The 13866-nt window shown below is 26.9% G+C and carries 15 protein-coding genes and 1 riboswitch; of the genes, 5 read left to right on the forward strand and 10 right to left on the reverse strand.

What is annotated here, in order from left to right; genetic code table 11:
* Window positions 1-93: 93 nt before the first annotated feature.
* The 5 genes from ABLL_RS09225 to ABLL_RS09245 are packed head-to-tail and all read right to left on the reverse strand — an operon-like array spanning window position 94 to window position 4078.
* Window positions 94-714, reverse strand: a complete 621-nt coding sequence (locus ABLL_RS09225; RefSeq protein WP_014474529.1) for an urea amidolyase associated protein UAAP2 — start codon at window positions 712-714, stop codon at window positions 94-96.
* A gap of 10 nt (window positions 715-724) precedes the next feature.
* On the reverse strand, window positions 725-1444 hold the full coding sequence (locus ABLL_RS09230) for an urea amidolyase associated protein UAAP1 (protein WP_014474530.1): 720 nt from the start codon (window positions 1442-1444) through the stop codon (window positions 725-727).
* A complete protein-coding gene (locus ABLL_RS09235) occupies window positions 1434-2171 on the reverse strand; it encodes an ABC transporter ATP-binding protein (protein ID WP_014474531.1) in 738 nt (245 codons plus the stop codon). The genes ABLL_RS09230 and ABLL_RS09235 overlap by 11 nt, the downstream gene beginning before the upstream one ends.
* 2 nt (window positions 2172-2173) lie before the next feature.
* The gene (locus ABLL_RS09240; protein WP_014474532.1) at window positions 2174-2986 is read right to left on the reverse strand and encodes an ABC transporter permease; all 813 of its coding nucleotides are present in this window, start codon (window positions 2984-2986) and stop codon (window positions 2174-2176) included.
* A gap of 15 nt (window positions 2987-3001) precedes the next feature.
* Window positions 3002-4078, reverse strand: a complete 1077-nt coding sequence (locus ABLL_RS09245) for a putative urea ABC transporter substrate-binding protein (protein ID WP_014474533.1) — start codon at window positions 4076-4078, stop codon at window positions 3002-3004.
* Window positions 4079-4118: 40 nt separating this feature from the next.
* Window positions 4119-4217, reverse strand: a riboswitch (guanidine-I (ykkC/yxkD leader).
* A gap of 177 nt (window positions 4218-4394) precedes the next feature.
* Here ABLL_RS09245 and ABLL_RS09250 point away from each other — a divergent pair.
* Window positions 4395-5507, forward strand: a complete 1113-nt coding sequence (locus ABLL_RS09250; protein WP_014474534.1) for a DUF808 family protein — start codon at window positions 4395-4397, stop codon at window positions 5505-5507.
* 82 nt (window positions 5508-5589) lie between these two features.
* Here the strand turns inward: ABLL_RS09250 and ABLL_RS09255 are convergent, their stop codons facing one another.
* On the reverse strand, window positions 5590-7101 hold the full coding sequence (locus tag ABLL_RS09255; protein WP_014474535.1) for a B12-binding domain-containing radical SAM protein: 1512 nt from the start codon (window positions 7099-7101) through the stop codon (window positions 5590-5592).
* Between the two features lie 83 nt (window positions 7102-7184).
* On the opposite strand from ABLL_RS09255, the gene ABLL_RS09260 reads away from it, so the two are divergent.
* Together ABLL_RS09260 and ABLL_RS09265 are read left to right on the forward strand one after the other, a co-directional pair.
* Complete coding sequence (locus tag ABLL_RS09260; RefSeq protein WP_014474536.1) at window positions 7185-7487, forward strand: DUF3817 domain-containing protein; 303 nt, start codon at window positions 7185-7187, stop codon at window positions 7485-7487.
* A complete protein-coding gene (locus tag ABLL_RS09265) occupies window positions 7488-7952 on the forward strand; it encodes a DUF420 domain-containing protein (protein WP_014474537.1) in 465 nt (154 codons plus the stop codon). It begins immediately after the preceding gene.
* A gap of 34 nt (window positions 7953-7986) precedes the next feature.
* Here the strand turns inward: ABLL_RS09265 and ABLL_RS09270 are convergent, their stop codons facing one another.
* The 3 genes from ABLL_RS09270 to thiI are packed head-to-tail and all read right to left on the reverse strand — an operon-like array spanning window position 7987 to window position 11709.
* On the reverse strand, window positions 7987-9828 hold the full coding sequence (locus ABLL_RS09270) for a hypothetical protein (RefSeq protein WP_014474538.1): 1842 nt from the start codon (window positions 9826-9828) through the stop codon (window positions 7987-7989).
* Between the two features lie 16 nt (window positions 9829-9844).
* Entirely contained in the window at window positions 9845-10237 is a 393-nt protein-coding gene (locus ABLL_RS09275) for a DUF3465 domain-containing protein (RefSeq protein WP_014474539.1), read from the reverse strand.
* Window positions 10237-11709 (reverse strand): tRNA uracil 4-sulfurtransferase ThiI, encoded by a 1473-nt coding sequence (gene thiI, locus ABLL_RS09280; RefSeq protein ID WP_014474540.1) that lies wholly within the window; start codon window positions 11707-11709, stop codon window positions 10237-10239. Before thiI ends, ABLL_RS09275 begins: the two co-directional genes overlap by 1 nt.
* A 127-nt stretch (window positions 11710-11836) precedes the next feature.
* Between thiI and ABLL_RS09285 the strand changes: the two genes are divergently transcribed.
* Window positions 11837-12028, forward strand: coding sequence for a hypothetical protein (locus ABLL_RS09285; RefSeq protein ID WP_014474541.1), 192 nt, complete (start codon window positions 11837-11839; stop codon window positions 12026-12028).
* Between the two features lie 10 nt (window positions 12029-12038).
* On the forward strand, window positions 12039-12293 hold the full coding sequence (locus ABLL_RS09290; protein WP_014474542.1) for a hypothetical protein: 255 nt from the start codon (window positions 12039-12041) through the stop codon (window positions 12291-12293).
* A gap of 31 nt (window positions 12294-12324) precedes the next feature.
* Here the strand turns inward: ABLL_RS09290 and ABLL_RS09295 are convergent, their stop codons facing one another.
* Complete coding sequence (locus tag ABLL_RS09295) at window positions 12325-13779, reverse strand: potassium/proton antiporter (protein WP_014474543.1); 1455 nt, start codon at window positions 13777-13779, stop codon at window positions 12325-12327.
* Between the last annotated feature and the right edge of the window lie 87 nt (window positions 13780-13866).

The raw sequence follows: 13866 nt of genomic DNA on the forward strand, positions 1-13866 counted from the left end.
CTTGAAGTATAATTTTGGGCCGTCCCGTATGAATATATCTTATAAGTCGTCTAATAAGATAAAAAGAATTAGCTCTTTTAGGCTTTTAACTAACTATTTGTCCCAAATAATTAATTGTATAGCAGTTGGGTTATATCCATTACATGGATTGTTTAATTGTGGGCAATTTGATATCAAAACTAAAGTATCCATGTGTGCAACCATTTCCACATAATCACCTGGTTTTGAAATACCATCAACTATTGCTAAATGTCCATTTTCTTCTACTGGTACATTCATAAAAAAGTTAATATTATTTGTAATATCTTTTGGACTCATTTCAAGTTGTGCCGCAATTGTTAAGTAATTGTCTCTACAAGAGTGCATATATTTTTTATCTAATCCAAATCTAACACTATTACTTTCAGCACTACAATGTCCACCTAAAGTATCGTGATTTCCACAAGTATCTTCTGTAATTTCCATTAACACATTATCATCTATTGAGATTAGTTTTGTTCCAGTTGTAATAAAAATACTTCCTTGTTCTCTAATAGTATCATTTGCACTATATCTATCATTGTAATTATCATTATTGTAAAAAAGTGTATCTACTGCTTGACACCCTTCTAAATCAATTATTCTAAAAGTTTGCCCTTTTTTAATAACACCTGCCCATGGAAGACCTGATGGTAACTTTTCATTATAAATTGCGTTTTCTATATTTTTTGACATTTTTTAATCCTTACACAAAATATCTATTTGTATTTATAAAGCCTCTTTTAGCTTCATCACTATAGTTTTTATAATCTTCATCTTTAAACTCAACACTATCAAAAATAGTTATTTCAATATCACTTGGTTCATAAACTCCACTTTTATCCATAGCGTGTGGTGTATTTGATAATACAAGTAAAACATCCATGTGTGCTGTTAATTCTATAACATCACCTTGTGCAGCTTTTCTATCACTTAATACAAGTTTTGAACCCTCTTTAACATCAACTTTTCTAAATAGATTCAGTGCAGGAATTAAATCTTTTTTTGTCATTCCATATTTTCCAAGCTCTATTAAAAAGTTTTCTTTATCACTTTTATAGTAACCATTTCTACAACTTTCATAAGTTGCTGTTCCACCAAAATTTTCTTTGATAGTTCTTTCATTTGAAATTCCACCTAAAATATCAAATAAACCATCAGTAGAATCATCTGTAATTGCAAATAAAACTCTACCCATTTCTGAAAATAGAACTTTTTCTTTTCCTAAAAAAGCATTCCATTGGATTTTTACTGTATCTGCACTATTAAATCTTTCTGCTACATTTGAAGCGTTGTAAAACATAGCACTTAAACTTGCATTTTCACCTTTTGCTTTTAGTTGTATTGTTTGCCCTCTTTTTATAATTTTTGACCATTTTACACTTGAAGGGAAAATTTCATTTAAAACCACTTTATTACTTCTCATTTTTTCTTTCCTTACTTGAATCTATATCATTTACAATTGTTGAGCCATATCTATTTGGAAAATTCTCATCAACTTTTATTTTGTCAAATACCAAAACTCTTGTTCCTAATTTAAAAGCTTCACTAATATCATGAGTTACCATTACAACTCCAAAATTTAGTTTTGAATGAATATCCAAAAGTAATTCATGCATATCTTTACTAATCCCAGGGTCAAGCGCACCAAACGGCTCATCTAAAAGTAAAAGTTTTGGCTCTTTTACAAGTGATTGAGCAATAGACAATCTTTGTTTCATTCCACCACTTAACTCATGTGGATATTTAGTTCTTGAGTGATATAAACCAACTGCCTTTAAAATCTCATCAGCGCTTTCTACAGCCTCTTTTTTTGCTTTTCCAAAAAGTTTTCCAAAAAATGGCGACTTTTTAAACTCTAAACCAATAATTACATTATCAATCACATTTAAGTGATTTAGTGTTGAATATCGTTGAAATACTATTCCTCTATCATCACTTGGCTCTTTTGGATACTCTTTATCTTCAAAAAACAACTCACCACGTGAGGGTTGTTCAATTCCTAATAACATTCTTAAAAATGTACTTTTACCACAACCAGATGGTCCAACTAAAGTACAAAATTCTCCACTATTCATAGAAAAATTTACTTTTTCTAAAATTATATTTTCACCATAATTCTTCCAAATATTTTTTGCTTTAATTAATCCCATAATCACTCCTTTCCAAACCAAGGAAATAGTTTTTGATTAAATTGTCTTAAAACAAAATCTATTAAAAATGCTAACAGTGTAATCCATATAACATAAGGTAAAATCACATCCATTGCTAAATATCTTCGTACTAAAAATATTCTATAACCTAAACCTTCAGTTGCAGCTATTGCTTCAGCTGAAATCAAAAATATCCAAGCAGTTCCTAAAGTCAATCTAATAGAATCAATCAATCTTGGAAATATTTGAGGAGTTACAACTCTTGTAATTATTTGCCAAGTATTAGCTCCCAAAGTTTGAACTTTTATGATTTGTTCACTTGGTATTTCTCTTACTCTTTGATAAATATCTCTTATCATAATTGGTGTAATTCCCAAAATAATCAAAACTACTTTTGAAATCTCACCTAAACCAAATACTATAAAAAGTATTGGTAAAATTGCCATTGTAGGTATTAGTGAAAAAAACCAAATAAGTGGCGATAAAGTTGAAGTAATCATAGGAATAACTCCTATAGAAATACCAACAACTAAAGCAATAACTGCACTAATTCCTACACCTAAAGCCAATCTTTTTAAACTTGAAACTGTGTCATCATAAAGGATATAACTTCCAGTTCTTTTATCCTCTTCAAAAGCCAATTTACTCATACTTTCAATACATTTTTCTATTGATGGCAACAGTTTATCATTTGGATTTTCAGCAAGTCTAGCATTTGAAGAACCTATATAAACTATCACTATTAATAGAAAAGGTAATAATCCCAAAAAAATATTTGTTGTTTTTGATGGAATTTCATTTATTAACCTTTTCATATTTTTTCCTAAAAATTAAAGTTTTCCCTCTAGTGCCATTTTCATATATGTATCATCAAATCTAAGTTTGATATTTCCTTTATCTCCAATAACTTTTCCATTTGGAAACTCAATTCCTACAAATCCATAATCACTAGCACCCTCACCATATAAACCATGGTCAAATGAGAACTTAGCAACAAACTCCATAGTTTTTACTATTTCATCACTATTATTAAATTTAACAGCTTCTACTGGTGTGTAATACATATTTGTAGTTTTTAATTGGTCTTCAAATCCAGCTAAATCAGTTCCAGATGCTTTTGCCATAATTGTTTTTGCTTCGATTGATTCTTTAGAATTAGAAGTCATTAAAGTCATCATTTCATACCAAGCACCAACTAATGCTTTTCCAAATTCTGGATTTTCTTTTAAAGTTTGAGTGTTAGCAACCATTAAGTCTATAATCTCACCAGGGATTTTTGAACTATCAAAAATAGTATTTGCATTTGGCATTTTTTGAATTTCACTAACTTGTGGTTTCCAAGTAACAACACTTGTAACATCAGCAGTTGTATAAGCAGAAACCATATCAGCATCACTTGTATTTACAACTTTTATATCTTTTTCACTCATTCCATTTTTTTCTAAAGCTCGAGCTAATAAATAGTGAGAAATTGATAATTCAACAAGATTTATATTTGTTCCTTTTAAATCCTTGATTGATTTTGCAGTTTTAGAAATAACAGCATCATTTCCGTTTGAATAATCTCCAATGATTAAAGCAGTTGAATCAACTCCACCAGCAGCAGGAATTCCTAATGCATCAGTATTTGCCATTACACAACCATCAAATTCACCTGAACTATATTGATTGATTGATTCTATATAATCATTTATTTGAACTATTTGCACATTAATTCCATATTTTTTAGCCCATTTATCCATGATTTTTTGAGATTCTATAACATCCCAAGGCATCCAACCAACATAGATACTCCAAGCAACTTTAAAATCTTTTTTTGTTCCAGCAAAAAGCGAAGTTGATGTTAATCCTAAAAATAGAACAACCAATGACAATAGTTTAAAGATTTTTGAAATCGAAAGTTTCATGTATTACTCCTAAATAAAATTAAACACGAAAGAGGTTTTCACCTCCCGGGCTTTTATCCCTCCGTGTAACTCTAATTTAAGAGTCGATGGCTCTTGGACCAGTCAACTTAAAAAGTTCGGAACCCTAGCCATCTTTGCAGTTCTTTAAGAGGCGAAATTGCCTCTAACATGTTTGATAAAGTAATTATAAATAAAAATTAATCTTTATTGAATAGTTTTATTGTTTAAAAAATATACAAATAAATTTTTTAATAAAAAATCTTTCTAAGTAACTATTAAATATCATTACATATTAAATTATTTTGAAGGATTATAATTGGCTGGAATATTAGGCTATTTATCAGTTTTAGCAGATGATATAAGTTCTCTTGCTGGAAAAACTATGGCAACAACTGCCAAAAGTTTAGCAACATCACTTGATGATATAGGATTGCTGTTTGATGATATTGCAACTTACACAAAACTTGCAAGTGTAAAATCTAGTGGTCTTTTAGTTGATGACTTAGCTGCTATTGCAAATTTTACAAATGAAACAACTTCTGATATTTTGAAAAAAGAGTTAGAAAAAGCAAAATCTGTTGAAGAATTTAAAGAAAATATTGAAAAACTTGATGTTAATGAACAAAAAAAGATTTTAGCTGAACTTGAAAATATTAGAAATTTAGCAATTCTTGAAGCAAAAAGAAAAGCAGCACTTAGAGAACTTCCTATTGTTTATAAAATTGCACTTGGAAGTTTTAAAAACAAATTTATCATTATCCCTATTGTATTAATTTTAAGTTATCTTGCTCCTTTTTTAATCGCTCCTATTTTGGTACTTGGTGGTTCTTATTTAGCTTATGAAGGAGTTGAAAGTATCTTAGAAAAGTTTGGTAAACATCATGAAGTAGATGATGTCAAAGAGACAATAAAAGAGCTTTCAAGTGAAAAACTAGAAGATGCAAAAGTAAAAAGTGCGGTTAAAACTGACTTTATTTTATCTTTTGAAATTATTGTAATAAGTCTTAGTTTGATAGAAGAAACTGAGTTTTTAACAAAAGTTTCTGTTTTAATTCTTGTTGGAATTTTAACAACAATCTTTGTGTATGGAATTGTTGCATTTATTATAAAACTTGATGATATAGGATTTTATTTACAAGAGAAAAAAAGTGCAATGTTAAAAACTATTGGTGATGGATTTGTAAAATCAATGCCTTATATCATAAAAACTATTGGTATTTTAGGAACGATTGCAATGCTTGCTGTTGGAGGAGGAATTATCTCTCATGAAACACATATCTTACACTCATTTGATGAGATTTTAAAAGCTATTCCTCTTGGAGGATTTTTAAGTGAGATTATTTTAGGGGCGATTGTGGGTTATGTTGTTGTTTTAATAGTTCCGTTTATTTCAAATATCTTTTCAAGATTTAAAAAAAGTAACTCTTAATAATATCTGCTAAAATATAAAGCATTAGTAAAGTGAAGATAATCTTATTGTAATTCATAAGATTATCTTAGCTAAAAATATTTTAATTTTCTTGTCTTAATACTTGTCTTTTATTTGCTTTTGAAACTTCTTTTTGAGCGAAATCATAGTTTTCTGGAATAATTTTCTTTAGAAATGGTGGAATTTTTCGTCCCCCTACTTTCATAACATCTTCCAAAATTATATTTGCAATTTTTTCTTTATCAAATTTTGCACTCATATATTCAAATAAAAATTCAGCCATTCTATCAAGTGAGATTTTATAAGTAGATTCACTTCTTCTATAAAGCCACTTACTCAAATCATAAAAGTTTTCAAAAACTTTTCCATCTTCAAAAAGTAAAGCAGTTGTTTTTTGAAAATTCCCACTATTGTAAACTATATCCCAAAATCTAGCAAATCTTTTCATCTCTTGCATCAAAGAAAAATCAATCAAATCATTTTGTAAAATATCATAAGGAGGTAAATCACTATAAACCATACCGTAAACTTTATCATGTCTATCAAGCGTTGTACCTGATAATTTTTTCAAAATACCAACTTGAATTTCTCCAGTTGAAAGGGTATAAAGTAAATCAAGATTTTTTCCAAAACTCTCAATAGTTTCACTTGGAAGCCCAATAATCAAATCTATATGCATATGAGCGTGAGTTTGGGTTGATAAGAACTTTAGATTATCTTTGATTTTATCAATTCTTAGATTTCTATGAATCTCTTTTGCCACATCTAAATTTAGAGTTTGAATACCAACTTCAAGTTGTAAACTTCCAGCTTTAAACTGTTTGATTAATTCTCTTAATTCTTCAGGGAAATTATCAGGAATTACTTCAAAATGTAAAAAATACTCTTCTTTTTTCTCTAAAAAATAGTTTAAAATGGCTTTTGCATAAGAGATTTTGATATTAAAAGTTCTATCAATAAACTTGAAATTTCTTGCACCTCTTTGCCATAATTTATCAATTTCTTCTAAAAAAACTTCAATAGACAAATATCTCATTTTTGTATCAATTGAAGATAAACAAAACTCACATTCAAAAGGGCAACCTCTTGCCATTTCCACATAAATATGTCTATTTTTGATATCAAAATCTGTATAGTCATCATAAGGTAAAACAATATTTTCTAAATCAACTTTTGGTGAATTTATAACTCTTGTTTCTTTACAATTTCCATTTAAAATATCAAAACATAAATTGTAAAAACTCACTTCTCCCTCACCTTTGATTATATAATCAGCCATATCAAAATTTACTCGTAAAGGAGTATAACTAACCTCGGGACCTCCAAGAACAACTATCGTTTCAGGTGATACTTTTTTTATAGTTTGTACAAGTTCAGCAACATCACTTGCATTCCAAATATAAACAGCAATTCCAACTATTTTTGGTTTATGTTCTAGTATTTGTTCTGCTATTGTTTGGTTTGATGAGTTTATAACAAACTCTAATATTTTAGCTTCTTCTTTTAATTCTTTTAAATTTGCATATAAATATCTCAAAGCTAAAGATGTGTGAGAGTATCTCGCGTTTAATGTAGTAAGTATTATATTTTTCATTCGCGATTGTAACACAAAGTTATTGATATTAACTTTTCATAAACTAAAGTTCATTATACTACGCCTTTTAAAAAAGGATAATTATGTTAAACGATACTTTTTCAAGATTTAGAGTAATCTCATTTGTAGAAGGTCTTTCTTACTTAATTTTAGTATTTATTGCAATGCCTTTAAAATATTTTGCTGGTTATGAAATTGCAGTAAAAGTTGCTGGAATGACTCATGGTATTTTATTTATTTTATTTTTTATTGCTTTATTTATGGCAATGAAAAAATATAATTGGAAGTTCTTAAGTTTTCAACTTTTTGTTTATTCATTAATTCCATTTGGTTTTATTTTAATTGAAAAAACTATCATGAAAACTCCACCTAAGAAGTTAAAATAGATGTTTTTTTCAAAAGGTTTTTTGGGAACATCTGCTCCATTTTATTTAGATTTAGCAACAATTTATTTTGCAATATTACCTTTTTTATTAGCTATTAGTATCTATTTTGCTATTAAAAAAGAGTATAACAAACACTTTCTTTCACAAGCAATAATATTAGGTATCACTTTATTTATTGTTGTTATTTTTGAAATAGGTGTTAGAATAACTGGTGGATTTATTGAATATTCAAAATATAGTAATATCTCTTTTGATTTTATGGTAATCTTTTTAGTAATTCATATTTTAATAGCAATTGCAGCTGTTGGTGGTTGGCTATATTTATTTATCTCTTCATATAAAGATTATGTTCATCGAAAACTTAATCCTAAAAAACATAAAAAAATGGGTAAAGCTATTTTCTTAGCATTAACAGTAAGTTCTATTATGGGAATTTTTATCTATTTATTTTTATTTGTATTTTAAATATTAAGGTTTTAAACCTTAATATTTTTTCTTTTTAGTGTGTAACTATTTCAATATCAGCTATTTCTATTGGATAGTTTTGTTGATCTAAATCACCTGTCTCAGGAACTATTTCATAAGCTTTTGCTTTAATATCAACATCATTTAAAGCACCTGCTCTTAAATTTATTTCTAAAACATCTAAATCTTTTACATCTATTACTAAACTGAACTCTTTTTCGATAGCTGTATCTGTCCAGTTTTCATCCCATCCTTCAACTAATAAATATGATGAGATTACATTTTTTTGTAATCCACCATTCCAGATTTCACTTCCTGCATTGTAAAAATTAATTTTGTCAAAACTTTTTGTTGAATGTTTTTTAATTCTTGTTGCATCTGTAAGTTGAGGGAAAGAAACAGATATTCCTCCACTTGAAATTACTTCTAAATTAGTTAAATATTTAAAATTTACTTTTAAAAGATTATTGCCAATAAACTCATAATCATAAAATACACCTTTTCCTGTATCATTTTGTCCTAATGTTGTATCATTAAAACTCTTTTTTTCAGGAAAAACTAATTCTTTTTCATCTAATACTTTTTTAGTATTTACATAAACACCATCATTTTTCAATTCTGCTTCAAATCTTTTTAAATTATTAGGAGCATCCATAAAATCTACTTTTGAATCTGGTTGTTTTAAATTTAGTAAATTTTTTACATTTAGTGCTGTATCATTATCTAAATCTATTGCCAATTTTATAGTTTCAAAAATATCTTTTATATTTTTTGCATCTTCAATAGAACCATTTTTATTTAATCCTAAAGATAATTCATATTTTAAAGTATCAAAAATCTTTTGATTTTTTATCATATAATTAGTTGCACTTCCATTTGATGATACTGAAATTCCACTTTGAAATAAAGATTTTAAATACTCTTTATAATTTTCATCTTCTAAATATTTTGTTATTTCATCTAATTTTTTTATTGGTAATTTATCAACTACAAAATTTAAAGATGTTTTTTTCAAATTAGCAATTTCTTCATCATATTTTTTTGCATGAATTTCATCAAATGATATTTCACTTTTTCCTGAAACATTAAGTTCATCTTTTTGTGTATTTGATTTTATTACTACATTTTTGATATTAAATGATAAATCAGAACTTTGGAACTCAAAATTTTGAATAGTCAAATCTGAAACTTCTTTTTTATCATCAAAAATATAATCCAAATTTAAATTATCTAATTGAAGAAAATCTTTTGCAGAATTATCTGTACTTGATAATTTTACTAAAGGTAATTTCATATTTTTACTATTTCCTTCTAAACCACGAATAGTTAAAAACATTAAATTTGGAATAACTGTATCAATATCTGCCAATTTATAATTTGCATTTCTATCAATTGTTACTTTTAGTTTTTTATCTTTTACAAAATTTAATAACCAAGTATCAGCTTGACTATTTGGATTATTAGCAAGTAAATACATATTTTTTTTAGATAATTTAGATAAATAGATATTTGTATTTACATCCATACTTAAATTATTAATTAAAAAATCATAATCAAAAGTAATACCTTCAAAAAATTTCTCTTTTTCATATAAAGAAACTGAATTAAACTCTTTTTCTAAAGCTTTTTTTATTTCTTCATTTTTTATTTTACTAAAAATATATAAAGCTACTTTTTCAGGATAAATAACTTCAATTTGTCCATTTCCATTTGTTTTTAAATAATTTGATGTTTGTTTATGAGTTACTAAAAATCCATTATTATTTAGCTCTTCAATTTTTGTTTTTATCAAATTATCAGATTTTATTTTAAAACCTACAACTACAGCTATTATAACTACTAAAATAGCTATTATTCCTAAAATAATTTTTTTCATACTTCCCCCTTTTTTCTTATTGATAAATTGTTCCTTTGTGTTTTAACCAGCCATTTTTATGTTTTTTTCTTGGATCATGGTGAGTCCAATGAATTACTCCACCTTTATTATTCCACTCATATTCTCCATAAAATTCGACAGTATCACCAACTTGTAAATCATCTATTCTTTTAGCTAAATCTATATTATGAGCAACTAAAATTGATAATTTTGTTGGTAATTTTAATATAAATCTTTGATGTTTTGAACCTTTTGTATCATCTTTTAAAATTTTAATAACTTTTCCACTTCCTTGAACTTGAATATCACTTTGTTTATTGTGATAAGCTTTATCAATGATTGGATTTGCATAAGCAAAATTAGTTGTAAAAAAAAATGCTGTAAAAAGTGCTAATAAAAACTTTTTCATTATTTACTCTCTGGTCTATAAACTTTTATATTTGTATAACCTTCACTATCTCTTAAATATTGGGCATGTAATTGACTCATTATTCCTTTATCACAATAGAATAAATAAGTTTTATCTTGAGGTAGTTTTTTTAATTCATTTTTTAACTCATAAAATGGAATTTTTAAAGTCTCACAAGAAGTTTCTATACAATCAGGAGTTTGTCTAATATCTATAACTGTGTAATCTCCACTATTTAAATCAGTAATTATCTCCATTTGCCCTATTTCATTTACATCTTGATCTATTTCATCTACATTTACAAATACAGATTTTTTAACAGACTCATCTAAAATAGAATAATCAAAAGCCTTTGCTTCTTTTTCCATTCTTTCATAACTTCCATGAGTTACTGGATTTTTTGAAATAACTCCACAATATTCAGGCATAGACTCTGCAAATCTTCTTGTTCCTATTTTATAAGCAATATCAATAATATCTGGTTTACTCATCATTGCAAGAGGTCTTAATACAAGTTTATTTGTACATTGGTCAATTAATGCTAGATTTCTTAATGTTTGACTCGAAACTTGAGCAACACTCTCTCCTGTTACTAAAGCATCTATTCCCATACTATTTGCTATTTTTTCACTTGCTGTTAGCATCAATCTTTTTAACATAACTCCCATATAAGGTTGACTTACGCTTTTAAAAATTTCAGTTACTACATCATCAAAAGGAACACTAATAAATGAAACTCTATGAGAACTTCCAAATTTATTCCAAAGATAATAAGCTACTTGTTTTACTCCAATTTCATGAGCTAATCCACCAAGATTAAAGAAAATAAAGTGAGTTTTAATTCCTCTTTTCATTGTAAGATATGAAGCAACTGTTGAGTCAAATCCACCTGACATCAAAGATATTATACTTCCTTGAGTTCCTATAGGAAAACCTCTAAGTCCCATATGTTTTTTTGTAATAATATTTAACTTTGTATGTTCAAGCTCTATATTTATAGTTACCTCAGCATTTTTTAAAGCAACACCTTTTGTTTCTGGGTTCATTGCTAACATATAACCACCAACAGTTTGTTCTATATTTGTAGATTTAAAATCTTGTGTTCCAGTTCTTTTTGCTCTTATAACAAAAGTTTTACCTTTTATTTCATCTGCCATCATTTCATTTACTTTTACTTTAATATCATCTAAAGTATTCATATTATCAAATTGTAATGCTTCTAATATTTGCTCTATTCCTGGAGTATCAAGTAGTTTTGTTCGAACTTGGTCAACTACTTCTATAGGACAAACTATTTCTACTTTGTCAAAAAATTTTTTGATTTGTATATCACTTGAAATTCTTGATAAAAGATTTACAAGATTATTATAAACTTGGGCTATCATCTGTCTTTTTGCAGTTGTGCCTTTTATCATAATTTCTGTGAAATATTTTATTATGAATTTTTGTGTTTTGATTTGTGATTTATCCATGTATTTGAAAGACCTTCTATTTTTTATTGGTGCGAATTATAACATAACAGTTGTAAAGGTAAGTATTTTTATTTTTTTCTATAATTTTTTTTGACATAATACCCGTTTGTAAAAAAAGGAATAAAGTATGCAAGAAAACCAATATGAAAAAATTAGATTATTATTTTTTAAACTAATTGCTGAAACTAAAGAGTTAACAACTAATGAATTTGAAAATATAATAAATCAAGTTTTTGAAGCAAATCCATCAATAACAAAAGAGATGAAAGAAAGACTGGTTATTGATATTACAAAAATGAGAGAAGATTTATTAAAATAAAGAGGAAAATATGGATATAGATACTTTAGAAGATTTAGCTAAAGAGTTAAAATCTGATGAAAATGAAAATGCACTAGAACTTTTTAAAGAGTATGCAAAAATCAACAAAATTGATGAAGAAGAATTAGAACAAATTCTTTCAAAAAAATATGATTGTTTCAAATGTGAAAGTTGTGATAAATTTTATTGTTATGATGAGTATTCATTTTTTGATGAAAAATGTATTTATTGTTGTGATACAGATACAGAAGATGAGGATTATTAAAACAAGCTCAGAATATAGAGCTTGTTTTCTTTTATGGTTTAAATCTTTTTAGAACTTTTTTATATCTATTTTCACTATTACATTGGATTAATAACATATCATTTTCTTCTAAGATTGTAGAACCAGTTGGTTTTAAATAATCATTTTCTCTTTTTATTAGAAGAATCAAAAAATCAGCAGGAAGATTTAATTCCACTATACTTAAACCAATAACTTTCGAATTTTCTTCAATATAAAACTGTTTTAAAGTATGATAAAAAAGTGGTGAAGCTATAACATTATCTGGTTTAAAATCTTTACTTTTTGATTCAACATTTAACCATTTTGCCATAAGAGGAAGAGTTGTTCCTTGAATCAAAATTGAAAATAAAACAATAAAAAATACTATATTAAAAATCAAATTTGATTTATCAAATCCTTGTAAATATGGGTATGTTGCCAAAATAATTGGAACAGCTCCTCTTAAACCAACCCAAGAAATAAAAGCTTTTTCTTTTATGGTAAAAGAACTGAAAATCGTACTTATAAAAACCCCTGCGGGTCTTGCTATAAACATTAAACAAAAAGCAATAAGTAAACCAGATAAAGCAATATCAGGAAGTTCAGATGGGAAAACTAAAAGTCCAAGAGCTAAAAAGACTGTTATTTGCATAATCCAAGATAATCCTTCATGGAAACCAATTAGATTTTTTTTATGTACAAACTCTTTTGTATTTGCAACAATACCTGCTAAATAAACAGCTAAAAAACCATTTCCTTCCAATAAAGATGTACTTGAAAATAAAAATAGAATCCAACCAATAGTAAATACAGGATATAATCCATAAAAACTCAAATGTATTCTATTTAATATGGGAGGTAATAATATTCCAAAAATATAACCTAAAGCTCCACCTATTATAAATTGTAAAAAAAATCTCAAAATCCATTCTGTTATACTTGAGCTTTCAGGTAACATCAAAATTTGTAATATAGCAACTGTTAAAAAGATTGCCATTGGATCATTACTTCCTGATTCAAGTTCTAAAAGTGGAGTAAGTTTCTTTTTTAAAGAAATACCTTTTGCTCTTAATATTGCAAAAACTGCAGCTGCATCTGTTGAAGAGATAATCGCTCCTACAAGTAAAGATTCCAAAAAAGTAAATCCAAGTATATAATAAACGCAAATTGCAACAAAAAAAGCTGTTAAAAATACTCCAACTGTTGCTAAAATCAATCCATCTTTTAAAACAGGTTTTATTGATTTCCAAGCTGTATCTAAACCACCACCAAATAAGATAAAAATAAGAGCTAAAGTTCCAATATGTTGAGCAAGTTCTACATTGTCAAAATGTATGCCTAAAATTCCATCTGAACCAGCTAACATTCCAAGCCCTAAAAATATAAATAAAGAAGGTATTCCAAAATTACTAGATAGCTTGCTAGCTACAACACTTAAAAGCATCAAAAAAGCAGTAATTAATAAATAAAATTCAATAGATGCCATAAAACTCCTCTTTTATAAATAATAAAAATTATATCTTAAAAAAATTAAATTATTATAGTCACTATTGATTAATAAAAAGTACGAAAT

Source organism: Arcobacter sp. L, from assembly GCF_000284235.1.
Lineage (GTDB): Bacteria > Campylobacterota > Campylobacteria > Campylobacterales > Arcobacteraceae > Aliarcobacter > Aliarcobacter defluvii.

What these genes read in the sequence shown, in the direction of transcription:
- ABLL_RS09260 (WP_014474536.1), top strand. Translation starts at nt 7,185, where the DNA reads ATGTTAAACGATACTTTTTCAAGATTTAGAGTAATCTCATTTGTAGAA.
- ABLL_RS09245 (WP_014474533.1), bottom strand. Translation starts at nt 4,078, where the DNA reads ATGAAACTTTCGATTTCAAAAATCTTTAAACTATTGTCATTGGTTGTT.
- ABLL_RS09270 (WP_014474538.1), bottom strand. Translation starts at nt 9,828, where the DNA reads ATGAAAAAAATTATTTTAGGAATAATAGCTATTTTAGTAGTTATAATA.
- ABLL_RS09255 (WP_014474535.1), bottom strand. Translation starts at nt 7,101, where the DNA reads ATGAAAAATATAATACTTACTACATTAAACGCGAGATACTCTCACACA.
- ABLL_RS09265 (WP_014474537.1), top strand. Translation starts at nt 7,488, where the DNA reads ATGTTTTTTTCAAAAGGTTTTTTGGGAACATCTGCTCCATTTTATTTA.
- thiI (WP_014474540.1), bottom strand. Translation starts at nt 11,709, where the DNA reads ATGGATAAATCACAAATCAAAACACAAAAATTCATAATAAAATATTTC.
- ABLL_RS09295 (WP_014474543.1), bottom strand. Translation starts at nt 13,779, where the DNA reads ATGGCATCTATTGAATTTTATTTATTAATTACTGCTTTTTTGATGCTT.
- ABLL_RS09235 (WP_014474531.1), bottom strand. Translation starts at nt 2,171, where the DNA reads ATGGGATTAATTAAAGCAAAAAATATTTGGAAGAATTATGGTGAAAAT.
- ABLL_RS09285 (WP_014474541.1), top strand. Translation starts at nt 11,837, where the DNA reads ATGCAAGAAAACCAATATGAAAAAATTAGATTATTATTTTTTAAACTA.
- ABLL_RS09225 (WP_014474529.1), bottom strand. Translation starts at nt 714, where the DNA reads ATGTCAAAAAATATAGAAAACGCAATTTATAATGAAAAGTTACCATCA.
- ABLL_RS09230 (WP_014474530.1), bottom strand. Translation starts at nt 1,444, where the DNA reads ATGAGAAGTAATAAAGTGGTTTTAAATGAAATTTTCCCTTCAAGTGTA.
- ABLL_RS09240 (WP_014474532.1), bottom strand. Translation starts at nt 2,986, where the DNA reads ATGAAAAGGTTAATAAATGAAATTCCATCAAAAACAACAAATATTTTT.
- ABLL_RS09275 (WP_014474539.1), bottom strand. Translation starts at nt 10,237, where the DNA reads ATGAAAAAGTTTTTATTAGCACTTTTTACAGCATTTTTTTTTACAACT.
- ABLL_RS09290 (WP_014474542.1), top strand. Translation starts at nt 12,039, where the DNA reads ATGGATATAGATACTTTAGAAGATTTAGCTAAAGAGTTAAAATCTGAT.